The organism is Pseudoduganella lurida (assembly GCF_007830455.1).
In the GTDB taxonomy this organism is placed as follows: Bacteria; Pseudomonadota; Gammaproteobacteria; order Burkholderiales; family Burkholderiaceae_D; genus Rugamonas; species Rugamonas lurida.
Genome location: NZ_VLLB01000001.1, coordinates 338,269 through 363,308 on the forward strand (window position 1 = coordinate 338,269; position 25,040 = coordinate 363,308).

The window sequence follows — 25,040 nt, forward strand, 5'->3', positions numbered from 1 at the left end:
CTTTTTGTGCGGCAGAGTCCGATCGAAACCGCAGTCAGCTTTTCACCCATTTGGAGGCATCAAAATGGTGCAAAGGATCGATACCGTGGCAAGCCGCGCCAAGCTTGCCGTACGAAAAGAGCCCTACTGGAGCCGCATTAGTGCCGGCGTCTCAGTCGGATTTCGAAAGGCCTCTGAAACGTCCGCCGGGCGATGGATCGCACGCCAGAGCCTGGATGACGGGCGCCGCATCGAGCACGCCCTTGGCACCCTCGAGGAATGGGCAGCGCACTTACGCTATGACAAAGCGGTCGAACTAGCTCGGGCTTTTGCCTCCCAGTTGCCCGAAGCGCGCGTGATTGCCGCTGACACCTTCACAGTGATGAACGCCTGTGACGCTTACGTGTCCCGTATCCGAGAAATGAAGGGCGACGGACCCGCGGACGAACTGCAGGCCCGCTACCAGCGATGGATTAACCTGGATCCCGTCGCTAATCAGCTATTAGCTAGATTGACCCGTGAACACATGGATGCCTTTCGTCGGCGTCTGGTGGCATCCCCCGTCAGATCGACAGGCAAGAAGATGCTGCGCAAGCGTTCGAAAGACACCGTGAATCGTGACCTCGCCGCGGTTCGTGCCGCCCTGAACAAAGCTCTCTCCGATCACCGGGTGGCGTCCGATTTCGCATGGAAGGAACCGCTAAAGGCTTTTCCTAACACCAGCCGACGGAGGACGCTCTACCTGGACCGTGATCAAAGAAGGGCAATGATCGATAGCGCGCCAAACGATCTGGCCAAACTCCTGCGGGGCCTTTGCCTCCTGCCTCTGAGGCCTGGTGCGCTGGCCGCCCTGACGATCGGCGCCTATGACGCACGCCTTCAAGTTCTCACTGTGGGACGGGACAAAAGTGGGCAGAATCGGTGTATCAAACTGCCACCAGCGGCAGCAGAGATCTGTGCCGCAAAGGATTCTAATCTCTCGCCCACGTCTCCGCTATTCGCGCGTGCGGATGGTCGACGCTGGAACAAGGACGCCTGGAAGAAGCCAATCGCGAAAGCCGTCGCGCTCGCCCAATTGCCGCCCACTACAACTGCCTACACACTGCGCCACAGCGTCATCACTGATCTAGTTCATGATGGGCTCGACCTCCTCACCGTGGCACAGATTAGTGGCACATCCGTGGCAATGATCGAAAAACACTACGGCCATCTACGGCCGAATGCAGCGATCAATGCTCTCGCGAAACTGGTCTTGTAACGGTTCGGCGGACCGCAATCGTTCTACCGTTGATCATTCTAATCGATGGCGGTATTACGGTCTCGATGAGAACCGGCAACCGGGAGGCGGCATGCCGGGCTGCCCGCATCGCCATCTTGTGGGCGGCCCCGTGGCCCTCCTGGAAGTCACGACCGCATTTCCAGCTCATCCTTTTAACGCGCGGTGCCGCCGGAAGCGCTGCGCTGCCAGCATCGGTTCGCGCTACGAGGCAGCCCACATCACCGGCCATTTATAGACTATTCCGGATGACATTCTTCTGAATTTTGCCAGTGGCCGTTTTCGGCAGCGCCCGGCAATACACCCGTTTCGGACACTTGAAATGTGCCAGATGGTCCCGGCAGAACGCGATCAGCTGCGCCTCGGTCACGAGCGCGCCCTCGCGTAGCTCGACCACGGCTACGGGTACCTCACCCCACTTCCCATCCGCGCTAGCAACCACGGCCACGGCGGCGACTTGAGGATGCGAGTGCAGCACGTATTCAATTCCGACTGACGAAATATTCTCCGCCCGAAATGATGATGCCCTTGGAACGGTCCTTGATCTCGATGTAGCCATCGTGCTCTATCACCGCCAGGTCACCGGTCCAGAACCATTGTCCGGCCAACGCACAGTCGGTGACGACGGGATCATAGAGACATCCCATCAGCGTGATATCGCCGCGGGAGGCAATTTCCCCGATCGTCGTGCCGTCCGCGGGGACTGGCTCGGACAAGCCATCAATAGCACCGTCATATCCGTCTGCAGCGGATAGCGCATGCCTTGTCGAGAACTGAGATCAGCACGCTCGCTCACTTGGGGGGAGTGCCATTTCGGCTTGGCTTCGCAGCTTGCGGCAGGGCCGTAGATCTCGGTCAGCCCGTAGCAGTGCGTCAAACACACGCCAATCGACTCCATGGAGCGCAATAGGTTCGATGAGGGTGTCGCCCAGCGATGATCGCCGCCGGAGATGGCTGGAACATGCTTTGCGTCGACGACCTAATGCCATGAGTCACTCGCAGCTAAAAAAGCGCGCTCGAACAATCCTTCGCTCAGCGGGGCGGCGTGCCATTATGGATGACTTCGGGTGCGATTCAAGGATGGCAGGACAACGCTACCGTGCAGACGATAGCCGCTCAGGTGGCTTGGGTCCGGAATACCACCATCGTCACGAGCAACGCCAAAAAGATGCCTACATTGATCTTCGGCTCGCGGTATTCATCAAAGTAGAAACCAAAACCGAGCCAGGCAACGGCGGCGAGTCCAAAAAATACAACCAGCCGCCAGTCGTCCAGTAATGTCGCGGCGCGCCACGCGATCAGAAGCCCTACCATTCCGACGAGTACTTCGCTCATGGCATATGCGGTATGCATGCCGTAGTACAGCGTGGTCGGCAGGCCCGCGGTCCGCTTACCGCGCAGATGCTGCGCGACTACATCGATGATGAAGTGAAGAACGCCAATCAGCGTGAGCCAACCAAAGGGTAAATAGGCGAGCGTTTTGTACATGGATTTCGTTCTCTCTCGTCAGTCGGCAGCGATACGTTCCGTGCTGACGTATCAGGACTTGATCAAGCACTTCTCGACCATGCTGTTGGCCGCTGCCTCGATGGCTTCATGAGCCGTGCGGGGTTCCCAGCCGAGGATGCGTCGTGCTTTATCGTTGGACGTCCGCTTCGCATAACCGAGATCTGGAACGATCGGGCGCAGTTCAGCTTTGAACCGCGCCGCGATGCGCAGGATGAAGTCAGGCACGGTGCGCGTCGGTACATGCACGCCGCGCTCGCCGAGCTCAGCTTTGACAATGGCAGCAATCTCTCTCATTGCGAGCGCGGGACCATTCGACAGCAGCAGCCTCTCTCCCGCGGCGTCCGCATGGGTCATCGCCAGGATATGCGCGCCGGCCACGTCACGCACATCGACGATCGGAATGAACAGGTTCGGCATTGCTGGCATGGCACCATCGAGCATGCGTTGAATCACTTGGTTTGCCCCTGAGATGTTCTTGCCAAGTACCGGTCCCATGACCGCTACCGGAAGCATACTCGTCAGTTCCAACAGACCGCCCGCCGAGGCGATAAAGTCCCATGCGGCGCGTTCGGCGAGGGTCTTGCTTTTACCGTAGGCATCGATGTCGGGACCGTCGAGTCTCGTCCAGTCATTCTCGGTAAACGTATGCTTGCTATGGGGGTGGCCCCAACTGACGGCATGGAAAGCTGACGTCAGGACGACGCGCTTGACGCCGGCATCACGGGCGGCGCGCAACACACGCAGGGTGCCTTCACGAGCGGGGATAATCACGTCGTCTTCATGTTCGACATGCCCGGGCTGCACTGGCGATGCGACGTGCAGCACAGTGCCGATACCGGCGACGGCTTCCGCCCATCCCCCGTCCTGCAGCAGGTCGGCAGCAATGAAGCTCAGCCGGTCGCCGTGGACCATGCCACCCATCCCCAAGGCGCTGCGCACCGCTGCTTCGCCGGCAAGCGAACGGATGGTGCTACGCACATGATAGCCCTGCGCGAGGAGTTGCAGAATGCAGTGTCCGGCGATGAAACCGGAACCACCAGTGACGAGAATACGTTGCTGACTCATTCGTGGGTTTCCCTGGTGATGGATGGTCGATTCATGGTCTGACCGTCACGCCAGCGCAGTGGCGTGGTCTGCTCCCACGTGCGAAAGGCACGCGCAAACGAATTGGGCTCGGCGAATCCAAGCAGCATGCCGATGGCCACCACGTCCAGATCGGTGTGACGGAGCAAACGGCTCGCCATGATGCGGCGTACTTCGGCCAGCTGACGTTGGAAACTGGTGCCGCATGCGTCGAGGCGGCGTTGGAGGGTGCGACTGCTCACGCCCAGTCTGCGGGCGATCTCGCCGATACCAGGAGGACGGCCCTCGCTCAGCTGCCGCGCAATGGCCACACGCAGGTCACCGACCAGCATCGACGCTCCGGCGTCCTCGGCAATCAATGTCTCGACGTTCGCCAGCACGTCTGCGAAAGCGCCTCCTTCGGCTGCCACGAACGGGACGTCGAGCGCGCTGCGTTCGAACACCATCGCATCATGCGTGGCGCCGAAAACGATGGGACATCCGAAGTGACTGCGCAACAGTTCCTGATCGGCAGGACGCCGCGCCAGTTCCAGCCTGACCGGCGCAATCCTCCCCCCGGAACCACGCCGCGCCAGTTCTTTCAGCGATGCCATGGTCGTATCGACGAGCAGGCGCGGCACGTCCCCTGTCGCCAGCAGCCACCGATAGCGCACAGTGGCTTCGTCGCCTTCCACCGCGAATTCGACGAGTTCTGGACAGGTTTGGCGCTTGTATCGGGAAAGCGTGACGAGTGCCTGCCGAAAGTCGGGCGCGTGTAGCGAAACGATAGCGGCCACGGCATACCCCCGGGCGATCCCTTCCGCGCCGAAACGCATCCCCGCCGACCGATCCTCGAACAGGTCGTCGGCAGCTTGCCAAAGACGGAAAAAATCGTCTGTTTCCCATGCATTGGATGGCGCTATACCGGCGCGCTCGCAAAGCGCCACGAGCGTCGTGGATAGCGCCGCAAGGCCATGGGGGGACAGAGAAAACACTTTTGCGCTGGTCATGATGGGAGGATAAGTGCTCCCCCCTACCCGAACAAATCAGATCGCGCCAAACAATGACCACTCAACCGGCCGTGATAGCATGGACTTGTGGAAACATTAATCAAATCCCCCATCCTGGAGCTCGTGATGTTGAAGCTCCGGTTCCTGGGTGTGGCATCCGCGAGCATGCCGGGATGTGTTCCAATGCGATCACTGCACATTGCGCCTGATGCCGCTGACGCCAGCATGGCCAGGCACGGATGCGGCGCATCTTCCAGCGCGATCCCGTGGCAGGCGTGGTCACCGGATTCATACGCCGCGGCGAGAACAGCGATACCGTGTACAGCCGATCTGGTAGTCGATAGACACCATGTCGGCCCGCCGCACCGGAGACATGCCGGAGTGTTGAGCGCGCCCCGCACTGGACCATCCGGGGCGCACAGCAGGACTTCAGAACATATACGTCATGCTGAACCGGATCGTGCGGCCGAACAGCGGGCGGGCCACGCCGCGGTTGCGCGTGCCGTCGGGCGACAGCAGGTCGCTGAACAGCGGATCGCCTTCCGTGAACGACACCTGGTCGGTCAGGTTCGACACGTGCAGGTGGGCGCGCCAGCGCTCGCTGGCCTGGTACTGCGCGCCGGCATTGACGATGTAGTACGAAGGGAACAGCGTCACGTTGTTGTCCGATGCCTCCGAATAGCGCGTGCCGTAGCGCTGGTACTGGGCGTACACGCTGACCGGGATGTCCGTCAGCGGCTTCAGGTCGAACGACGGCATGAAGTTGAACATCACCTTCGGCAGGCGCCGCGGCCGGCGGCCATCCTCGCTCACCTGCACGTAGTGGTAACCGGTGATCACGCCGACCGGGTCCTTGTCTTCCTGCGTGATCGTGTAGTTGGCGCCGTCGACCTTCGGATTCTGCAGCACGAAATTGCCCTTCAGTTCCAGGCCGTCGACTGCCGCCGGCCGCCACGACAGCTCGACTTCCGTCCCCACGTTCTCGATGCCGCGCTTGTACAGCTGCGCCACGTCCGGACAGGAATTGATCTGCGTGATGCCGCCCTGCGTGGCACACTGGCCCGATTCGATGTCCTTGTAGATGTTGACGGCGCTGCGCGGCGAGAAGCGGTTGTAGAACACCGCCACCGAGGCGCCGAAGCCGCGCGTCAGGTAGCGCAGGCCCATCTCGTACTGGCGGATGCGCTCCACCGCGTCGATGTCCACCTTCCGGCCATTGACGATGGTGTCCGATGCGGTGGCCAGGTCGTTCAGGTCCTGCAGGCTGGGCAGGCGGAACGAGCTCGATGCCAGGCCATACACGGCGAACGCCTTGCTGAAGCTGTAGTTGCCGCCCAGCGACCAGCCCAGGTCATGGAAGTTGCGCTGCAAGCGGTGCGCCTCGCCCGGCAGGCTGACTTCATTGTCGGCCGTCGTGTCCTGCGTCGAACCGATGACCGTGCCGGCGGGCGTCAGGTCGGTGATGACGTTGCGGTCGCGGCGCGTGACGTCGGCCTTCAGGTTCTGCCAGCGCACGCCGGCATCGATCTTCAGCCGGTTGCCCAGCGCATTCCAGTGGTCCAGCAGATAGGCAGCATTGCCGTTGCCCTGGATATCGCTGACGAAGCCGCCCCACCCCGGCAGGATCGCGCCGCCCTGCGTCAGGCTCGGGCCCACCTGCCGGCCCTGCGCATCGACGGCATACAGGTCCACCGGGCGCGAGCGCTCGGCCACGTCGGTGACGAGCAGCGCCTGCTGGAAGTTCGGCGTGTAGTCGTAGCGGCTCTTGTAGACGCCGAACGTCAGCTCGTGCAGGCCCTGCAGCTGGAACGACTTCTGCACCTTCAGGTCGAGCGAGGTGCTGGACGCCTCGACGTCGGCGATGAACGGAATCATGAAGTTCAGGTTGGCCGAGGCGGGCACCGCGGACCCGTCGTTCAGGTAGCGTGCCGCCACGCCGGTGGCCTTCGCGTACTTGCGCACGAAGTCGTCGCGGCTGATGTTGGCGAACGCGCCGCAGGCATTGCCGGCCGGGACATTGAAGAAGCCGACCAGCTTGGCGTTGGCCAGATTGCAGCCCAGCGCCGCGCCGTGGGCGGGCGAGATCACGTCGTTCTGGAAGCGGGCATTCAGGAAGTTGGTGGCCGTCGCCGTGTCGTTGCCGGTGAAGACCGCGTTGAAGCCGTTGCTGCCGGTCGTGTGGCGCAGGCCCGCCGACAGCTTCCAGCCGCCGTCCAGTTCATGCGAACCGCTCAGCGTGAACATGCGGAAGTCCGGGTGGATGCCGTCCGCCTGGTCCACCGTGCGCTTGCCATACTCGCCGATCATGTCGAAGCGGCGGTTGTAGGGCGAGGCCGTGGTGCCGTGCTCGAAGTCGATGCCCAGCGGCTGGATGCTGTCCTGGTTGATCACCGTGGGATTGGCAGGCGTGCCGCTGCTGGTGAAGCGCGGCACCGAAATCGGCAGGTTCTGGAAGAATGCCGTGCGATCGTTGATGTACAGGGCGTCGGCCCGCAGCGTGGTCTTGCGGTCGTCGCTCGTGTACACCAGGTTGCCGCGCACTTGGCCGCCGCCGTCGGCCGTGTAGCCGGTGTCGCGCACGCCGTCGCTGCGGCGGTAGAAGCCGCCCACGGCACCCGTCAGGTTGCGGCCCAGCGGACCGGACACGAAGGCATCGTGGCGCCAGAAGCCGTAGTCGGCGTACTCGATCTTGTAGCCGCCGGCCAGCTGCTCGCCGCCGGTGCGCGTGACGTGGTTGACGGTCGCGCCCAGGCCGTTCGAATACAGGATGCCGCCCGGGCCGCCCTTCACCAGCTCCACGCTTTCCGTCATTAGGTCGTCGCGCACGAACACGTCGTTGTTCATGAATGGGGCTTCCGGTTCTTCGTAGGCCGGCAGGCCGTCGATCAGCTGCGGCGCAAAGCGGAACCCGCCCGTGACGGGCAGGCCGCGCACGGTGATGTTGTTGCTCGCTTCCCCGGCGCTGCTGCCTTCCGAATAAATGCCGGGGAAGTTGGCCAGCAGGTCCGCCGTGCTCATTGGCGCCAGGCGCTGGATCTCTTCCGCCCCCAGCGTATTGATCGAGAACGTGGCGTTCTTCTTGGTCGTGGCCGTCGTCACGCCGGTGACGATGATGACCGCGGCCGGATCGGTGCCCTCGGCGCCTGCCGCCGGCTGGCCTTGCGCCACCGGCACCGTCGTGGCCTGCGCCGCCGCCGGGGCCTGTGCCGGAATCTGCACCGGCACCTCCGCACCTGCGCCCTGCTGTTGTGCAAACACTAACGCCGGCATCAGGCAGATCGCCAGTGCCGCCGAACGAATGGTGTAATGATCGAACGAGTAAGTCATACCGCATCTCCTTTTATGATTATCGGCCGCCGACCGGCCGCCTTGGCAAGCACTGTTGTCCAACGTTGTCAGCATGAGCGCATCAAGTGGCTGGCACCTCCTCCAGCCGCGGCAGGTCGGCGCCGCGCCGCGCGCAGGTGATCGCGGCGGCGCGCCCGGCGAAGGCCAGTGCCGCGCGCAGCGTGTCGCGGTCCAGCGCGGCCAGGGCCGGTCGCGCCAGCAGACCGTGGCGCGACAGCCAGCACAGCAGGGCCGCCTGGAAGGTGTCGCCGGCGCCCACCGTGTCGATGACCACCGTGCTGGTGGCCGGCAGTTCCAGCACGGGCAGCTGCGCGGTTGCCGCCAGCACGCCGGCGCCGCCACGCGTCACGACCACCAGCGCCACGCCGGCCTGCAAGGCCATGTCGATGAAAGCCGCCGGCGCCATGCCGGTATACAGGTGCGCGATGTCCTCGTCGCTGATTTTCAGCAGATCGGTCTTCGGCAGCATCCAGGCCACGGCATCGGTCCAGGCGTCGCGCCGTGGCTGGATCGTCAGGCGCACGTTGGGATCGAATGCGATCAGGCTGCGCCCGTGCTGCCGGGTGACGAGCGCACGCAGGGCCGACGCGACCGGCTCGACGGCCATGCAGTAGGAGCCCACATGGATGGCCGCCGCATCGGACGGCACCCGGCCCAGGTCCGCCACCGTCACGGCCCGCTCGGCGGTCGCGTCGCCATACAGCGTGTAGGTCGGCACGCCGGCCGCATCGACATCGACCATCACGAGTGCGGTGGCGGCGACGGGGCGCGGGGCCGCGGCGATGTCGACGCCTTCGCGCGCCAGCGTTGCAGCCAGCCGGCGGCCAAAGATGTCGGTCGACAGGCCGCCGAAAAACATCGGGGCCGCGCCCAGCCGGGCCAGGCCGACCGCCAGGTTGAACGGGGAACCGCCGATGCGCGCGGTCAGCGCGATTGCATCCTGGTCCGCCCCGTCCCTCTCGCTCACTGCATCGGAAAAGACGTCGAACAGGGCTTCGCCACAGACGATAATCATGCTACCTCCTGGATGCCGGCCGTGCCGGCGGTTGAATGAGTGGATCCAATATCCTGTGCGGTGGGTACCATGCGCAGACCGGCGCCGTCGAAGACATGCAGCCGGCCCGGCACCGGGGCGACCTGCCACGCCTCGTTCAGCGCCGGCGGTTCGCCGTGCACCACGATCACCAGCGGTTTTTCCAGGCCGGCCACGGCCAGGTGCACATACGATTCGGCGCCCAGCCGTTCGACCAGCTGCACCTGCCCGCGAATCGGGCCCTGCGGATCGGCCACCAGGTGTTCGGGACGGATGCCCACCGTGACCGGCGCCGCCGCGCCGTCGGCCGGAAATCCGGGCGACACCGGCCACGCCAGCTGGGCACTGCCGAGCCGCAGCCGGCCGCCGGCCTCGATCGCCCCGGCGGCCAGGTTCATCTTCGGGCTGCCGATGAAGCCGGCGACGAACACATTGGCCGGCTGGTCATACAGGTGCATCGGCGTGCCGATCTGCTGCACGCCGGCCGGGCCCAGCACGACGATGCGGTCGGCCAGGGTCATCGCTTCGACCTGGTCATGCGTCACGTACACCATCGTGGCCGACAGCTGCTTGTGCAGGCGGGCGATCTCCACCCGCATGTCGGCACGCAGCGCCGCGTCGAGGTTGGACAGCGGTTCATCGAACAGGAAGGCGCGCGGCTTGCGCACGATGGCGCGGCCAATGGCCACGCGCTGGCGCTGCCCGCCCGACAGCTGCGGCGGCCGGCGCTCGAGCAGGTGCTCCATCTGCAGCATCCTTGCGACCTGCTCGACGGCCGGCCGGATCTCGGCCTTCGGCACGCGCGCCAGCCGCAGGCTGAAGGCGATGTTTTCGAACACACTCATGTGGGCATACAGCGCATAGTTCTGGAACACCATCGACAGGCCCCGCTGCGCTGGCGGCACGTCGTTGACGCGTGCGCCATCGATGCTGATCTCTCCCGCGCTGATGTCCTCCAGCCCGGCGATCATGCGCAGTAGCGTGGACTTGCCGCAACCCGACGGCCCGACCAGCACCACGAATTCGCCATCGGCGATCGTGAACTCGACCCCTTGCAGGATGTACTGCGCGTCCTTGCCGGGGTAGGTCTTTCCGACATCCTTCAATGCGATGCTTGCCATCTCAGTTTCCTTTCGTTGCCGCGCCCATCGACCAGACCTTGAGCGAGACGATGCGGTCGCCCGGCATGGCCAGCAGGCCCAGTCCCTGCGCATCGGCCCGGGTGGGATAGATGCGGCTGGTCAGGCTGCGGCGTTCGTTGACATAGGTTTCGACCATCGAGCGGTCCAGGAACAGCCGCAGCCGCAGGACTTCCTGGCCCAGGTCGAACGGGCCGCCCTGCACGCCGTAGTCCTTGCCGAGGGTGCTGCGGGTACGGTCGATCTCCAGGCGTTGCCGCGCCGTGTCGACGTACACGGCGGTTTCTTCCTCCTGACCGGGTGCCAGGCGCACCTGCAGGCCACGTCGGCCGGCGGCCGCTGCGGGTGCCAGCTCCAGTTCGATTTCCAGCCCATCGCCATGCAGTGCCGCCAGGGCCTGCCCGGCCTCGGCCACGCTGGTGTCACGCAGATCCAGCAGCAATGACTGGCGCAGCGTCGCCACCTCCTCGATCGGCGCCAGGCGCAAGTCGCCATCGGCGCCCAGCGACAGCGCCAGCGGCAGTCCGCCGTTGTGGGCCCATCCGGCATCCCGCTCGTCCTGCAGCGAACGTTCGCCCTGGGCGATCGAGAACACGATGGCGCGACCCGTGCGCGGATCGATGAAGCCGCTCGGGCCGGAGAAATGCCCTTCGCCCAGGTCGAAGGCGCGCGGCGCCGTGCTGTCCGGTACGAAGCGCGCGGTGGCCGGATCGAACACGCCGATCCAGTAATAGGCCTGGCCTTTGACATCGTTGAGGAACACGTGCCGCTGCTGCCCGTCCGCACCGCGTCCGATGGGCAGCAGCACCGGCAGCTCCCAGGTCTTCTCGAAGCCGGGGAAGCCTTGCGGATCGATCGAGAACAGCGGGCCGCGCGGCGTCCAGTGCAGCAGGTCGGCCGATTCGTAGACGAGCGCCGTGCCGCTGCCGCCCGGCAGCGCCGAGCCCACCAGCTGGAACCAGCGCCGGCGCTCGCCGTCGCGGAACACGAACGGATCGCGGAACTCGCCGAAGCGGCCAATGCCCTGCTGCTGCAGCGTGACGGGTTGTGGATATTTTTTCCAGCACACCAGGTTCGCGTCGGCCGGATCGCAGGGCGTGGCCATGCCGGTGCGCTGGTTGGGCCGGGCCGTGTCGTTCCCGGCGGTGAAGAACAGCACCGGCGTGCCGTCCGCCGCATGGGTGGCGCTGCCCGACCAGATGCCGTCCGTCGCCAGCCCGTCGTCCTCCGGCGCGAGTGCGATCGGCAGCTCGCGCCAGCGCACCATGTCCTGGCTGACCCAATGGCCCCAATGGATCTGGTGCCAGAACGGGCCGAACGGATTCTTCTGGAAGAACAGGTGATAGCGGCCGTCGTGGTACAGCGGCGCGTGCGGCTCGTTCATCCAGCCGGCATCGGGCATCAGGTGGTATTGCGGGCGGTGGCGGTCGCCGTTGAACGTGCTGGCCGGGATCGCCAGGTCTGCTGCCACCAGCACCGGCGGGCGGCCGCCGTGCCCGGCGAGGTCGGCAGCCATCTGGCGGGCGATGGCGTTGCCATCCGACGGGCCGGCAGCCACCCGCACTTCATCCATCAGGCCCAGAAAGGTATTGAGCTTGAAGACGCCGCCGATCTGCTCGGGCGCCGAATGCCGGCCAATTGAGAGTGGCCTGGCGGGCAGCGCGAACCTGCCGCCGGCCGGCATGGCGACATTCGCCATGCGCTCGCCGTTCAGGTACAGCGCCACGCGCCCGCTGGCCGGATCGTAGCTGGCCGCCACGTGCGACCATGCATCGCGCGGCAGCTTGCGCTCGCGCACCCGCACGTCGACGATGGCGCTGCCCATGCCCAGCTGGATGCCCCAGGTGCCGAAACGGTAGACGCCGAACGAGAAGCCCTGCCTGGCCGTGGCATCGAACTGGCTGAGGAACGCCGAGTAATGGCCGCCATCGCCCCACTCGAAGGCATGCGGCGCCACCCAGGCACTGAGCGTGAAGCCGCGCTGCAATTCGGCGGTGGTGAGCGCCGGCGCGATCACTTCCGTCGAATAGCCGTCGAACAGCAGGCAGCCCGCATCGATGCAGGGTCCCGCCGGCCGCCACAGCGGCGCGGTGGACGGCTTGAAGCGGGCCTGGTTGAAGACATAATCGACCTGGTCGCGGCGGCCCGACAGGCTCTCCAGCGCGACGCTGCCGCCCCCCTCGTCCAGCTTCCAGTGGGCCAGCGGCACCGCGGGATCGGCCGCGGCCACGGCCGCGTGCATGCCGGTCGCCAGCAGGATGCCGACGGTGATGGATGCCAGGCGCGCACCGACCGCGTGGCGCTGCGCGGCGGGCCGACGTGACTGCGCGGCCTTCGAGATTGTTTGCATGGTGTCCCCTCCGCTGCCACGCGCCCCGCTCTGCGGCGGGGTGGCACGGGCAGCAATGTCCAACGTTGTCATCATTCGGCTGATGGCGCGCCGAGCGTGTACAGCCCGTCGATGCGGCGCAGCGGGATCGGGTCGCCGATCGCCCCGACGAACTGGCCGTCCGCCCCGGTGTCGAGAAACGCCAGCAGGCAGTCGTTGCCGGTGACGGGATCGCGCAGGATCTTGCCGGCATAGCGCCGGCATGGCAGGTCGCCGTCGAGGAAGCCCGGCGCCGGTGTCCAGGGACCCAGCGGGTGGTCGGCCACCAGGTAGTGCGTGCCGGAGACGCCGCCGCCATGCTGGGCGCGCTGCGCCGGCGACCAGTGCGCCGCCACGTTGCAGAACACGCAGTACCAGCGGCCGTCGCGCTCGAACACCTGCGGCACTTCCAGCTGGCCGTAGTGCCCGCCGCCATACACCGGCGCCGTCGCCTGCCAGTGCAGCAGGTCCGCCGACACGGCATGGCCGATTACGCCCCGTTCATACAAGGGGCCGTCGTTGCGCCGGGCGGTATAGAACATGTGGTACATGCCGTCGATCTTGTCGGGCAGCACCCAGGGATCGCGCAGCGCCCGGTCATGCCAGCGGCCTTCCGCGTATTCCTCGTAATAGCGTTCGTCCAGGTCCAGCGCCAGGCCATCGCCGACGCGCTGCCACGGGCCATCCAGCGTGTCGGCAACCGCGTGGCCGATCCGCTGGCGCATGCCCTGCTCGGCGCGGCAGGTGCCGGTATAGAACAGGTGGTAGCGGCCCTCGGCATGGATGACCGAGCCGGTCCAGGTGGTGAAATCATCCCAGGCCGGCGATGCCGCGGGACCGAACACCGTGCCCTGCGGCGTCCAGTTGCGCAGGTCCGGCGAAACCGCGTGCCCGATCGAGACGTTCCAGTGGCGCAGGTCGGGATTGCCGATGGCGCGGTCGGCCTGCAGGAAGTACAGGTGCTGCACGCCGGCCTCCTCGAAGTGCCAGAAGTCCCAGATGAATTTGTCGTCGAGTTTCAGTGCCATGTAAGTTCCCAAAGTTAGCCCTTGATGCCGGTCCCGGCAACCGAGGCGACGAACTGCCGCTGGAATGCCAGGAAGACGGCCAGTACGGGCAAGGTGATGACCGTTGCGTAGGCCATGATCTGGCCCCATGAATTGGTGCGTCCGAAGAACTGCTGGATGCCTGGCTGGACCGGCCGGAACGCCTCGCCCTGGATGACCATGATCGGCCACAGGTACTGGTTCCAGGCGGAGATGAACAGCACGATGGCGGCCGTGGCGATGACCGGCCCGCTGTTCGGCATGATGATGCGGGCATACAGGGTCCACGGTCCGGCGCCATCCATCTTGGCCGCTTCGTCCAGCTCCGGCGGGATATCGCGGAAGAACTGGTAGAACAGGAACACGCAGAAGGCGTTGGCCAGGAATGGGATCACCTGGACGTGCAGGCTGTTGAACCAGCCGGTATGCAGCACCAGGTGGCCGTGCTCGAAGCCCGGCCATGGCAAACGCGCCACCAGCGACAGCAACGGAATGGCGATCACCTCGAACGGCACGATGACCAGCGCCACCACGAAGGCCAGCACCAGCTGGCGGCCCCGCCAGCGCAGCCGGGCGATGGCAAAGGCCAGCATGCTGTTGACCAGGATGCCGCCGACGACGACCAGCGCGGCGATCAGCGTGGAATTGAACAGGAACGACGGCAGGTCGCTCTTCTCGAACACCGCTCGGTAGTTGGCCAGCGACCAGTCGGCCGATGGCAGGTAGGCCGACCAGCGGTCCAGGTTGGAGAAGATGGCGTTGTCGCTCTTGAACGAGGACACCACCATGAACAGCAGCGGCGCGACGAAGACGCTGCCGATGGCGGCCATCATGACGAGCAGCGCACCGGTGCGCAGGCGGTTGGCGAGCAAGGGATTCATCGGCGGCCCCGGTTGACGAGCACGCGTTGCAGCACTGACAGGCCCAGCACGATGCCGAAGAACACCAGCGTGATCGTGGAGCCATAGCCCACATCCTGTTCGCGGAAACCGCTGCGCACCGCGTGGTACACCACGGTGGACGTGGAGTCGAGCGGCCCGCCGGCCGTCATCACGTCGATCTGCGTGAACAGGCCGAATGCCAACAGCGTGGTCGAGACCAGCACGAAGATGATCGTGTTGCGCAGGCCCGGCAACGTCACATGCACGAAGCGCTGCCAGCCGTTCGCGCCCATCAGCCTGGCCGCTTCGTACAGTTCGGGCGAGATCGACTGCAGGCCGGCGAGGAACACCAGCATCTGGAACCCGGCACCCTGCCACGCCGACATCAGCGCGATCGCCGGCAAGGCGTAATGGCTGTCGCCCAGCCAGTCCGGCCCCGCATTCGGGTTGCGCAGCACGCCGCGCAGCAGCTCGTTGAGCATGCCGCGATCCGTGTTGAGCATGAACGCCCAGACGATCGACGCCACCACCATCGACGTGACGACCGGCGCAAAGTACACGGTGCGGAAGAACACCCGGCCGCGGATCTTCTGGTTGACCAGGATGGCCAGGCCGAGCGCCGCGCCGCACTGCAGCGGCAGGACCAGCAGCGAGAACAGGAAGGTATTAATCAGCGACCGGTAGAACAGCGGATCGGTCGCTGCCAGCACGATGCGCGCATTGCCGAACAGCATGTGAAACGCGGCGCGGTATCCCTGCAACTCCGGCCGGGCTTTGCGCACCTGGCGCCAGGTGGGATAGCGCACGCCATCTTCGTCGCGCACCAGCGCGCCTCGTGCATCGCGCAGCGGCTCGACGACGATGACGTCCAGCGCCAGCAGGCGGCGGTAGTTGTCCAGGCCCACATAGCGCGTGGGCTCCGGCGACATCAGCCGGTGATTGGTCAGCGTGGCGCCCGCCGCGAGCAGCATCGGCAGCACCACGAAGGCCAGGAACAGCAGCACGGCAGGTGCCGCAAAGGCGCTGACGGCCAACGGTCCATCATTGCCAGGACGAGTCTTCATTTGCTGCCTCCCGCTGTGCGCGCGTCGAAGCCGTAACCGCCGTTGCGCGCGATATTGTGTTCGATGGCTTCCACCGCCTCGTCATAGGCCTCGGCGGCATCCCTGCCGCTGCGGATATCGGCCATCGCCTTCTCGAACGCGGACGAGATGGCCGGGTAGCCGGGCGTGGCCGGCCGTGGCTGGGCAAAGCGCTGCGCGAACTCGAAGTAGATGCGCCAGTCGCCGCCGGGACGGTAATGCTCGGTCAGGGCCGCGCTTTGCGCCGTTACCGGGACCAGCCCGGTATCGCGGGATGCCGCCGCCATTTCCGCCGGCGCAATCAGGTGCGCAAGGAAGGCCGCTGCGCCCTCGGGCTGCCGGCAGCTGCGCGTGATGCCCCACTGCCAGGACGCGGCGCCGATCTTCGGCCCCTGCCCGAAATCGGGCGGCGGCATCACCACCAGGTCGTCCCCGAACTGCTGCGCGTATTCGCGTGCCTTCCAGGAGCCCGTGTAGTGGAACAGCACGCGGCCCTGCTCGAAGGCCTTGTCGTCGGCCGGGATGCGTTCGACCAGGCCATCCTTGAACAGCCGGCCGTAGTAGCGGCCCACGCCCACCGCCGCGTCGCCGTTCAGGAAACCGTCGACGCGCAGGTAATCGCGCCGGTCGATCAGGTCCGTGCCGGCACTGCGCAGCCAGGGCGAGAACGCGTAGCTGTACCACTCGCCCTTGAAGCGGCCGTTCAGGTCCAGCGGAAAGCGGTAACGGCCGCCCCGCTTCGCCTTCACCAGCACGTCGTGGAATTCGGCTGCCGAGTAGGGATGGTCCGGCGTGGCGATCCGGATGCCCAGTGCGGCCAGCTGCGAGCGGCGCGCGAACAGCGCCAGCACGACATCAAACTGGCCGACGCTGTACAGCGCGCCCCGATAACGACCGAGGCCGCCTTCCAGCAGCGGCGCCACGGCCGACGCGGGCAGCAGGCCATCGAGCGGGCGAATGTGGCCGGCCCAGGCAAAGTTCGGCACGGTCGGCTGGTCCATTGCAATGATGCAGGGCAGCTGCCCCACCAGCGACGCGGCCGTGATGGACTCGGTATAGGAACCTTGTGGGATCGCCTCGACGACGACCTTCCAGCGTCCTTGCGCGTGATTGAAACGCTGCACGGCGGCCCTGCTGGCAACCATCTCGACGTCGCCCGTATCGTGGCGCCACAGCCGGATCTCGACCGGGGCAGCGAGTGCCGGCAACGTCCACGCCACCAGCAAGGTGCAAATGAGGCGCTTCATCGTGCGGCCGCCTTCGATGGCTCCGATAGCTTCGGTCGCTTCGACGCCGACGCGGCAGCCGCAGGCCGATCAGGCGGCGCACTCACCGTACCGCGCAGCACCGGCAGGCAAGGTACGCGCACCGTCGTCGCCGGGGCATCGCCGTGTTCCAGCACATGGCGGCCGGATAGTTCGCCGATCTCCCGATACGGCAGCGCCACCGTGGTCAGGCCGGGATAAAGCGCCTCGGAGATCAGGCGGAAATCATCGAAGCCCACGATCGACACATCGGCCGGCACGCGCAGCCCGCGCCGCTGCAGGATGAAGATCACGCGCATGGCCATCTTGTCATTACCGCACAGGATCGCGGTGGGCCGCTCGGCGCCGGCGAACAGGTGCTCCACCGCGTCCGCCAGGTGCGAGAACTCGTCCGTCTCGGCCTGTTCGGCGCCATGCAGCAGCCAGGCCGGCTCGGGCACAACGCCGGCTTCGCGCAGGGCACGCTGGAAGCCGCGCAGACGCAGGTCCGTTGCAATCATGCCGGGAATGAGCTGCAGGAAGGCGATCTTGCGATGGCCTGCGTCGAGAACGATGCGGGCCGCCGCGTAGCCACCGCCCTCGTCGTCCGGCACGACCTGGGTGAAACGGCAGGCCGCCTCGAAGCAGTTGGCCAGTGCGGTCGGCGTGCTGCCCAGTGGCGTTTCCAGCGTGACCTGGGCGTGGAACGGCGTGGCGAACAGGATCGCCTCGACGCGCCGCTCGCGCATGTCGGCAACCAGGCGATCGGCCACGTCCTGGCGGCCGCCCGTCTCGCCGATCAGCAGCACCTTGCCCAGCTGCTCGCAGACATTCTGGATGCCCTTGATGATTTCGGACGAGTCAGGTGTCGTCGTCAGATGTTCGGCGATCACGGCCACCAGCCCGGTGGGCCGGCCACGCAGCATGCGCGCCGCAGCGGACGGCGTAAACTCCAGGCTGCGCATGGCCTCCTCGATCCGGGAGCGCGTTTTCTCGGTCACTTCCCCGCCGCCATTGAGCACCCGCGAGACGGTCTTGATGGACACGCCCGCCCGTTCCGCCACATCGTGAATTGTCGCCACACTGTCTCCTGCAAAGCTGTTTTGCCGGACATCCACAATAAATGTCCAACGTTGTCATTTTTAGGGATGTTAGGGATTGCCGGTGGATCTGTCAATCACAAAGATGAAGTGGCAGCCCGCGCGAGGAATACGGTTCCGACGCTGCGCCTGCGCTCCGACCCGTCCGCTCGAAGCGTCGCCATCCGCCATGGAACACACGCCGTGGAACTGGTTCATGCCGTAGGCACTCCAAGGGAAGTCGCCGTGGAATCGTTGCCGATAGGGAGGCGCCGTGTTCAGCGAAATCATCGTCGGTCGCAGGGACGTGCAGATGGGAGCCTGTGCGCGGCAGGAGCCGGATGGCAAGGTCACCGTGCGACTGTCCGGCTATATCATGCACAGCTCATGCACGATCCGGTCGATCCGGGTCGTCGATGCGCCAGCAGCGCGGCGTGTCCTGATCCTGGTCGGCCTGGTCAGACCGGGCGAGAAAGGCGGGTTCGAGATCGACGTGCCGATCCACAGCGACACCCAGCGGCTCTACCTGGGCACCGACGCCTCGGCTGCATGGGAACGCCCCGCCACAGGCGCGCCGCCGCAGACCAGACCCCACGCACGTTGACCGAGGCAAATGAACAGTTGCCGGCGAAACTCCCCTCCAGCCCCGGAGCCGATGGCAATGCGAACCGGGACGCGGTGCGCGGTGGGCACGTCAGCGGGCCATTCCTGCATCGGCAAGGCAGCCCTCCAAGCAGGACACAAAGGCCCTTACCTCCGCCGTGAAGGCCTGGCGATCCTTCACGCAGGCATCGACCTGCGTCGGCTCCGGAACGGCACGGGCACCGTGACGACAGTCTTCCGCAAACAGGGGAACCAACGCATGCCTGTCGATCAGCGGGCCGGCGACAAACTCGTCCGCAATCCGGCGCTTGGCCTTGGCATTAGCCTGTAGCAAGCGGACGGCGTTTATCCCTTCTGTCCCGAACGAAGCCATGCCCTGCGTTAATCCATCGATGATCTGCGCACACTGGGCCTTCGTGGCCCCTTTGTCTGGCCACGGCAGCAGGATCAGCCACCTTCAAACGCTCAATAAGCATGCCGAGCTCGGTCTCCTGGGTCTCGGTACACGCGACAACTTCTTGTAATGCGGCTTCACTAAGATCCGCACGAAGAGACCCGTATCTGCGCCTTTCCTGCACTCGAAGCAGCGTATGACGGGTTTCATCTGCGCCAAAAGGCGCCTTTGCGCAACCGCAGGTTGCGTGATGTGTGAGACCTGCCTGATGGGGTCGCGGGGCGTCCCCGCGATGCTTATGGACAACTGTTACTCGCGGGTTAGATGCCCGAAATACATTTTCAGTTACACCCAGCATTTCCAGCACCAAAACCAGCATCGAACGACAGCAGTATAAGCATCGATACGCAGCATTAGTCGCATCGTAGAGGCATCAGGTCGACACCTCAGCGACAGCGGTTCGGCACCGGATTGGCATCGACAGGCATCGGAGCCCCGGTCGGATAAATCAGGTTGACACTCCGCAATCTATTACCGCGCAGCCGCAGTACTGCGATTATTTAACTTAAGGTCATCGTAAAATAGCGACCCATTCGTACTGCAATCTCCCACCCAGAGGTCGACACAATGATTTTCGCCATCTCGCTGGCCGTGATCTTCACAACAGGCTTGTGGCGCGTGGTGGAGGTGGCCACGCGCCGGCACATTCAGTCTTCCGTTCAGGCGGACGAACTACCGCTCCCTATCGCGTTCCTCGGTGGCGCGCTCATTTGGATGGCGATATTTCAATGGATGTTGGGCGAAACGGGTGCGCCGATTGGCATCGCCAAGAGCGCGCCATTTATATTGCTGTGTGGCGGCGCCATTTCCTTCACCGCAAACGGATGGTGTCTCCGCAATGCGATGAAACGCTCGTCCCGCTTGCAGATGGGCGCCCATACTGCAGCGCTGCTTGGCAGCGCCCTCATCATGTACGCGGCATTCGATCACATTACGTTCTACGCCGATCACGATCGTGTCGGGTTTTTGGACGCCGACATTGCCACCGAAGCCGACATCCATTGCGCTGCTGGGTATGCGATGGTGCGCCTGGATGCTGGCAATAACACAGCCATCTATCGGTGTCCCACCGCGTTCGTGGTCGGTAATGTGCTGGAAGAACCATTGGTCCCTTGGCCCCATTATTCCGAAGGCAGCAGTAGCAGTCTTGCGACGGCAATCCATCGCCTCAACAGTTCGTCGGCGACTCTCCAAACTCGGTAAGGGCCGCATATCCCGCGGTGTCCGGGCCCTCCCCTTATCAATCTCGGATACGCATTCGTTATCGCTAAGTGTTCTGAGCGTCCGCAATGGCTGCTCGGTTGGCCTCGCTACAGTACCTACGTACAGGAGGCCGCTCATGAATACCGACATTAACGATTTTCTCGCGCGCCGGCAGCGCACCGTCAGCAAGCTGGCGCCCTGGTTGGAGCAAATCATCGCATTGCGCAAGTCCGGCGCATCGTACCGCTGCATCTGCAGCTATCTCGCCGAACAGGGCGTCACGGCGCGCAATGAAGAAGTGATCCGGTTCCTGCGTCGCCGCGACCGAGCACGGTTGCGCACATCGTCGCCCACGAAACCGCAACCCCGGCCACCGGCCCCAAAACCAGTCCTGCCGGATGGCATCCCGGTCTTCAAATGGGAGCCCGCCGGCAAGTCCGACAACTCATGGTAGGAGACCGCAATGGATACCCGATCAGTTCACTTCACGCTCCAAGGCCGTGGGGGCGTGGGCAAGTCGCTGGCGTCCGCACTGCTGGCACAATACCTCGTGCATACCGAACGGGCTGTCAGCTGCTACGACACGGATCCCGTCAACAATACCTTCACCGGCTATGAGGCCTTGACGGTGAAGCGCATCGACATCCTCGGCACCGACAACAGGATCAATGCCCGTGCATTCGATGGCCTGATTGATGCGCTGCTGTGGGACGACAACATCGCTGTCATCGATAACGGTGCATCCACCTTTGTCCCGCTGATGGCCTACCTGGCGGAGAACCGCGTTGTCGATCTGCTGACAGGTTCAGGCCGCCCGGTCGTCATCCACTCCGTCCTGACGGGCGGCCAGGCCTTCAATGACACCCGCCACGGGCTGGAGATCGTGCTGCAGGAGCATTCGGCACCAGTGGTGGTCTGGCTCAATGAGTACTTCGGCCCTGTCGAACGCCAGGGACGCACCTTCCTCGAATCGTCCCTGTACGAGAGAAACGCCGAACGCATCAAAGGCATTGTTCGGCTGGGTCGTGGCAACGGCGATACCTTCGGCAAGGATCTGGAGATAATGTTGGAGCGGAAGCTGACATTTGCCCAGGCCATCGAATCGCCGGACTTCGGGATCATGCCGCGCCAGCGCCTCAGCATGATTCGAGCCGGTATTTTCGATCAGCTGGCAGTGCTGGAGCTGTGAGATGGGCAAGCCGCCCTCCCGCCGACCGCCCGTTCAGATTGAATTGCCGATGGACACCGGGCAGCGCATCGAACCGGAACTGGCCGATGAGGCGGTGCCCGTGACGACGGAACCCGACCTGTTGGACAGGCTGGCGCAGGACATTTTTCGCGAGACCGGCCTGAAAGTGTCGCGCAACGATCCGGTGATTGGCGCCGCGTTGTTACAGTCCCGCCTGATGGACGACGCGGCGACCCGTGCAGCGGACCGGCTCGCGCTTCGCGCAGACGAGGTGGCGGCAAAGCTGACCGAGTCGGTGCGGGCCAGTGCCACGCACCTCGACCAGGCCGATCGGGCCATGGCGCAGGCGTTCGCGCAATTGGCCGAGGGGACGCGGACGGTGACCGAACAGGAGCTGCTGGCGGTACGCGCCAGCTTCGCCCGCTCGGCGGCCGAGACCCTGGACCATGTCCGACGCAATGTCCTGCGGCGCAGCGGCTGGCGGTACTGGTGGCGCGATCCGGCCGCCTGCCTGGTCGGCACAGCGTTTGGCATCGCAATCGGCTGCGGGATGACGCTCTACTGGACGCGCGGCCCCAGCGCGGAACAGACGCGCCTCATGCAAAATGGCCTGCTGCTCGATGCGGCCTGGCCCCGCCTCGGAGAGCGGGAGCGGCGCCTACTCGGCCCACTTGACCGGGACCCGCCAGCAGCGTCCACACCGGCGCCACCGCGGCCGCACGACAGGACGGCAGGCCGCGCCGAGAGGCAGTGACCAGCGCTCGCGGCGCGCCTCTACACGCGCGGTGCCGATCGATTCACACGCGGGATCACCGTGGTGTCGCCGTGGCACCGCGCTGGTAACGCCGAGCGCCGGATTTACCCGCCGCCCTCAACACGCGCCACAGCCGCCCGGACAGCACCCCAGTTCAATCCCATGCCGGCAGAAGCCCAGGATCGGCCGAAACGGTCGTCCTGCTGCCGTTCCTGCGGCGTCGCGTAGTCGAATTCCATGGCGATGTGGCTCGCCATCGTGCGATGGGCAGCGGGCAGCGCGCCAAGCAGGCAATCGACAGCGCTGCTGAACCGATTGTTATACAGGTCGGCACTAAGGCCGCATGTGTTGGCCGTTTGCGCCGCCACCAGCCGGCACTTCTCACGCCACGCCGCAATGTCAAAATGGTGGAAGCGCTGCCACCCAAGTTCCCAGCCTTGCGCCAGGCCGGGTTCGTCGGCGAACAGCACCGGCACCGTGACGAAGCTATTTTCGGCATCCATCCGTCCTGTTCGGCTTGCCGCCGGACGACGCACATTTGCTCGTCCGCCGACGCGCGATCCGTCACTGCCAAAATACGTGTGCGGGCCAATCACACCCGGGTCTCCAATCCGCGCATGATCATCTCCCTGCAAGTTGCTTAAATTCGGCGTGATCGCCGATGCCAGTCAGCGGCATCTGCATCGAAACCGTCGTTCCGGCACACCGCCGTACGGAGTCGTCACGCCTGCTCGTGGCAGCGCAGGGCGGCGGCACCACGCAGCCGCCGCCCCGGCGCTACCTCTCGTGCGTCATGCCATGGCTACCCCGTCACCGATGCCGGGAGACGGTGCCGGTTCGGCGTCTGCTTCGATGGGTGTACGCAGCACGGCCGGCAACCAATCCACGCCCGCGAAGACTTGTTCCGCCAGTTGCGCGGCCACCTCCTTCGACGCACTCTCCAGCGGCACCGCCGCCCTCGCCGACACCACCTCGCCGACCAGTTGCACGATGCGCGGCTTCGTCAGTTGAACAAAGTATCCGGCTGCCGTTGGCTGCCACCACTGACGCATGTCGAGCTTCACCGCCAGCGCCAGCTCTTCAAAAGCAGCATGTGGTGCTTCGGTGCCCAGCACCGTATCGACCGACCGCGCCACCGCGAAAGCCAATAGCGTCAGCAGCGTTTCCGGCGTCTGCGCCATGCACCACGCCAGCGGTACCCCCGGTGGCACCGCCAGTGCGGCCAAACGCTCCTCGACGTCGGCCAACGCCCGCGCCGCAGGGCTGTCCGCCGCCTCCGGGCAAGCGTGGAATGGCAGCAGGCGGATGCCCGCCCCGTGCGACGGACCACCCGTCACGTCGCGCCACAATGCCTGCACGGCCAGGGCCAGCGCGGCATGGGGCTGCCGTACCACTTCGGCTGCCAGGGCGAGCGTCCGATGGGTCGTCAGCAGGCGGATTAGCTTTTCCGGATGCAGTGGGCGAGGCGCGCGTTTCGGCGCTTCCGCACCGGGCAGTTTCGACTTGTCCTCGGGCCGGATCAGGTGGCGATAAATCGTCGGCCGGCCCTCGTGGTCGAGGGTGACCAGCGCACCGGACAGGCTGGCGATCTGCGGCTCGGGAACCACCAGTGCGCGCTCGATGCCCTGGCGCTGCGTGTACAGGCGTTGCAGGCGGCGATCGCGCGCCGCGCGCTGTGTCTCGTTCAGGCCATCCGCCGATTGCGCCCGCAGTGCCGCCGTCTCGTTGTCGATCGCCGCCAGCTGCGCCTTCTGCTGCAAGTCCGGTTCCAGCTGGAGCAAGGGCGCCCTGGCATAATAGGACACGAATGCAGCATCGACACGCAGCACCACGCTGACCCACGCGTGACCTTCCCGCCGCACCCGCTGGGCGATGCGCTCCAGTCGCGCCACGGCCAGATCGGCCAGCAGCGCCGTGTCGCCGAGATAGCCGTCGCCCTTCTCGCTGAACAGGTCGCGCCGGATCACCGCTCCGGCCTGTTCCAGCGCCGCGACACCGACGAAGCGTGCCACCCGGTCCGTGCGGACATTGATGTCGCCGCTGGTGAGCAGCTGTCGCAGCTGATTCGGCGAACGCCCGTAGTCCGGCAAGGCCTCCCAGGCGCGCCGCTGCGCCTCCTGATCGTCGCTCACGGCCAGTGCCGTCATCTGTTCATGGGTGGCGTGCCCGTTGCGGTACAGGTCCAGCAGCGATGGCGCCACCTTCGCCAGCCGTAGCCAGCGGCGCACCGCCTGGACATCCGTCCCGAAGGCCAGCGCCAGCTCGTGCGCATCGCGCCCCGCGCCCGCCAGCGCCAGCATCGCGTCGAACAGGTCAGCCGGATGCATCGGCTCGCGTCCCATGTTCTCGGCCAGGCTGATGGCAACCGCCTCGTCCCGCGACACGATCAGCACGGGCACTTCGTAATCGGGCGGCAGGGCCCCTTCGGCGATGAGTTCCCCCAGCGCCAGCATGCGCCGTTCACCGGCGACGATCTCGATCAATCCCGTGACGCCGCCCGCGCCCACCTGCCAGTAGCCGATCAGGTTCTGCAACAGCCCCTGCGAGCGGATCAGCGCTTTCAGTTCATGGATCGGCGCGCCCTTGCGCCGCACGTTGTAGGCACTGCGCACCAGCTGGGCGTGCAGCACGCAGGCCAGCGTGGCATGACGCAGGGCCACGGCATGGGGTGCCTGCGCCGTCGAGGCGGCAGGGTGGATCGGGGTATTCAACACAGCAGACATGATGACCTCCTTGTGAAGCAACACGCCGGCATGGCGATGCTGCGACGGCGCTGCCGGC

At 65.3% G+C, this 25,040-nt stretch carries 23 protein-coding genes; 6 read left to right on the forward strand and 17 right to left on the reverse strand.

Annotation, left to right across the window (positions count from 1 at the left end; genetic code table 11):
- Nucleotides 1–64 precede the first annotated feature (64 nt).
- A complete protein-coding gene (locus IP91_RS01555) occupies nucleotides 65–1,237 on the forward strand; it encodes a tyrosine-type recombinase/integrase (RefSeq protein WP_145647011.1) in 1,173 nt (390 codons plus the stop codon).
- Nucleotides 1,238–1,487: 250 nt separating this feature from the next.
- Here the strand turns inward: IP91_RS01555 and IP91_RS01560 are convergent, their stop codons facing one another.
- From IP91_RS01560 to IP91_RS01625, 14 genes are all read right to left on the reverse strand, one after another.
- Nucleotides 1,488–1,814 carry an AMP-binding enzyme gene (locus IP91_RS01560; protein WP_145647012.1) on the reverse strand — a complete coding sequence of 109 codons (327 nt, stop codon included), beginning with the start codon at nucleotides 1,812–1,814 and terminating at the stop codon, nucleotides 1,488–1,490.
- A complete protein-coding gene (locus IP91_RS01565; protein WP_158643050.1) occupies nucleotides 1,738–1,971 on the reverse strand; it encodes an AMP-binding protein in 234 nt (77 codons plus the stop codon). Before IP91_RS01565 ends, IP91_RS01560 begins: the two co-directional genes overlap by 77 nt.
- Nucleotides 1,972–2,371: 400 nt before the next feature.
- Complete coding sequence (locus IP91_RS01570) at nucleotides 2,372–2,743, reverse strand: hypothetical protein (RefSeq protein WP_145647013.1); 372 nt, start codon at nucleotides 2,741–2,743, stop codon at nucleotides 2,372–2,374.
- 51 nt (nucleotides 2,744–2,794) lie between these two features.
- Nucleotides 2,795–3,829 (reverse strand): SDR family oxidoreductase, encoded by a 1,035-nt coding sequence (locus IP91_RS01575; protein ID WP_145647014.1) that lies wholly within the window; start codon nucleotides 3,827–3,829, stop codon nucleotides 2,795–2,797.
- On the reverse strand, nucleotides 3,826–4,836 hold the full coding sequence (locus IP91_RS01580) for an AraC family transcriptional regulator (RefSeq protein ID WP_145647015.1): 1,011 nt from the start codon (nucleotides 4,834–4,836) through the stop codon (nucleotides 3,826–3,828). The genes IP91_RS01575 and IP91_RS01580 overlap by 4 nt, the downstream gene beginning before the upstream one ends.
- 429 nt (nucleotides 4,837–5,265) lie before the next feature.
- On the reverse strand, nucleotides 5,266–8,163 hold the full coding sequence (locus IP91_RS01585; protein WP_158643051.1) for a TonB-dependent receptor: 2,898 nt from the start codon (nucleotides 8,161–8,163) through the stop codon (nucleotides 5,266–5,268).
- 82 nt (nucleotides 8,164–8,245) lie between these two features.
- Nucleotides 8,246–9,199 carry a carbohydrate kinase family protein gene (locus tag IP91_RS01590; protein ID WP_145647017.1) on the reverse strand — a complete coding sequence of 318 codons (954 nt, stop codon included), beginning with the start codon at nucleotides 9,197–9,199 and terminating at the stop codon, nucleotides 8,246–8,248.
- Complete coding sequence (locus IP91_RS01595; RefSeq protein ID WP_145647018.1) at nucleotides 9,196–10,338, reverse strand: ABC transporter ATP-binding protein; 1,143 nt, start codon at nucleotides 10,336–10,338, stop codon at nucleotides 9,196–9,198. Before IP91_RS01595 ends, IP91_RS01590 begins: the two co-directional genes overlap by 4 nt.
- A 1-nt stretch (nucleotide 10,339) precedes the next feature.
- Nucleotides 10,340–12,706: a GH32 C-terminal domain-containing protein gene (locus IP91_RS01600; protein WP_158643052.1), complete on the reverse strand. Its 2,367-nt coding sequence runs from the start codon at nucleotides 12,704–12,706 to the stop codon at nucleotides 10,340–10,342.
- Between the two features lie 71 nt (nucleotides 12,707–12,777).
- Nucleotides 12,778–13,752 carry a family 43 glycosylhydrolase gene (locus IP91_RS01605; protein WP_145647020.1) on the reverse strand — a complete coding sequence of 325 codons (975 nt, stop codon included), beginning with the start codon at nucleotides 13,750–13,752 and terminating at the stop codon, nucleotides 12,778–12,780.
- 14 nt (nucleotides 13,753–13,766) lie between these two features.
- Nucleotides 13,767–14,651, reverse strand: coding sequence for a carbohydrate ABC transporter permease (locus IP91_RS01610; protein ID WP_145647021.1), 885 nt, complete (start codon nucleotides 14,649–14,651; stop codon nucleotides 13,767–13,769).
- Entirely contained in the window at nucleotides 14,648–15,715 is a 1,068-nt protein-coding gene (locus tag IP91_RS01615; protein WP_145647022.1) for a carbohydrate ABC transporter permease, read from the reverse strand. Before IP91_RS01615 ends, IP91_RS01610 begins: the two co-directional genes overlap by 4 nt.
- On the reverse strand, nucleotides 15,712–16,980 hold the full coding sequence (locus tag IP91_RS01620; RefSeq protein ID WP_145647023.1) for a sugar ABC transporter substrate-binding protein: 1,269 nt from the start codon (nucleotides 16,978–16,980) through the stop codon (nucleotides 15,712–15,714). The genes IP91_RS01615 and IP91_RS01620 overlap by 4 nt, the downstream gene beginning before the upstream one ends.
- The gene (locus tag IP91_RS01625) at nucleotides 16,977–18,059 is read right to left on the reverse strand and encodes a LacI family DNA-binding transcriptional regulator (protein WP_145647024.1); all 1,083 of its coding nucleotides are present in this window, start codon (nucleotides 18,057–18,059) and stop codon (nucleotides 16,977–16,979) included. The genes IP91_RS01620 and IP91_RS01625 overlap by 4 nt, the downstream gene beginning before the upstream one ends.
- 271 nt (nucleotides 18,060–18,330) lie before the next feature.
- On the opposite strand from IP91_RS01625, the gene IP91_RS01630 reads away from it, so the two are divergent.
- Complete coding sequence (locus tag IP91_RS01630) at nucleotides 18,331–18,660, forward strand: hypothetical protein (protein ID WP_145647025.1); 330 nt, start codon at nucleotides 18,331–18,333, stop codon at nucleotides 18,658–18,660.
- Nucleotides 18,661–18,750: 90 nt separating this feature from the next.
- Here the strand turns inward: IP91_RS01630 and IP91_RS01635 are convergent, their stop codons facing one another.
- Complete coding sequence (locus tag IP91_RS01635) at nucleotides 18,751–19,032, reverse strand: hypothetical protein (protein WP_145647026.1); 282 nt, start codon at nucleotides 19,030–19,032, stop codon at nucleotides 18,751–18,753.
- 648 nt (nucleotides 19,033–19,680) lie between these two features.
- Between IP91_RS01635 and IP91_RS01640 the strand changes: the two genes are divergently transcribed.
- The 4 genes from IP91_RS01640 (at nucleotide 19,681) to traM (ending at nucleotide 22,259) form a co-directional block, all read left to right on the forward strand.
- Nucleotides 19,681–20,316 (forward strand): hypothetical protein, encoded by a 636-nt coding sequence (locus tag IP91_RS01640; protein ID WP_145647027.1) that lies wholly within the window; start codon nucleotides 19,681–19,683, stop codon nucleotides 20,314–20,316.
- Nucleotides 20,317–20,452: 136 nt separating this feature from the next.
- On the forward strand, nucleotides 20,453–20,770 hold the full coding sequence (locus IP91_RS01645; protein ID WP_145647028.1) for a hypothetical protein: 318 nt from the start codon (nucleotides 20,453–20,455) through the stop codon (nucleotides 20,768–20,770).
- 9 nt (nucleotides 20,771–20,779) lie between these two features.
- Complete coding sequence (locus IP91_RS01650; RefSeq protein WP_145647029.1) at nucleotides 20,780–21,505, forward strand: nucleotide-binding protein; 726 nt, start codon at nucleotides 20,780–20,782, stop codon at nucleotides 21,503–21,505.
- A gap of 1 nt (nucleotide 21,506) precedes the next feature.
- On the forward strand, nucleotides 21,507–22,259 hold the full coding sequence (gene traM / locus IP91_RS01655; RefSeq protein ID WP_145647030.1) for a conjugal transfer transcriptional regulator TraM: 753 nt from the start codon (nucleotides 21,507–21,509) through the stop codon (nucleotides 22,257–22,259).
- Nucleotides 22,260–22,363: 104 nt separating this feature from the next.
- On the opposite strand, the gene IP91_RS01660 is transcribed toward traM, so the two are convergent.
- Together IP91_RS01660 and IP91_RS01665 are read right to left on the reverse strand one after the other, a co-directional pair.
- Nucleotides 22,364–22,762 (reverse strand): hypothetical protein, encoded by a 399-nt coding sequence (locus tag IP91_RS01660; protein ID WP_229473735.1) that lies wholly within the window; start codon nucleotides 22,760–22,762, stop codon nucleotides 22,364–22,366.
- A 288-nt stretch (nucleotides 22,763–23,050) separates the two neighbouring features.
- Nucleotides 23,051–24,982 carry a ParB/RepB/Spo0J family partition protein gene (locus tag IP91_RS01665; RefSeq protein ID WP_145647031.1) on the reverse strand — a complete coding sequence of 644 codons (1,932 nt, stop codon included), beginning with the start codon at nucleotides 24,980–24,982 and terminating at the stop codon, nucleotides 23,051–23,053.
- Nucleotides 24,983–25,040 lie beyond the last annotated feature (58 nt).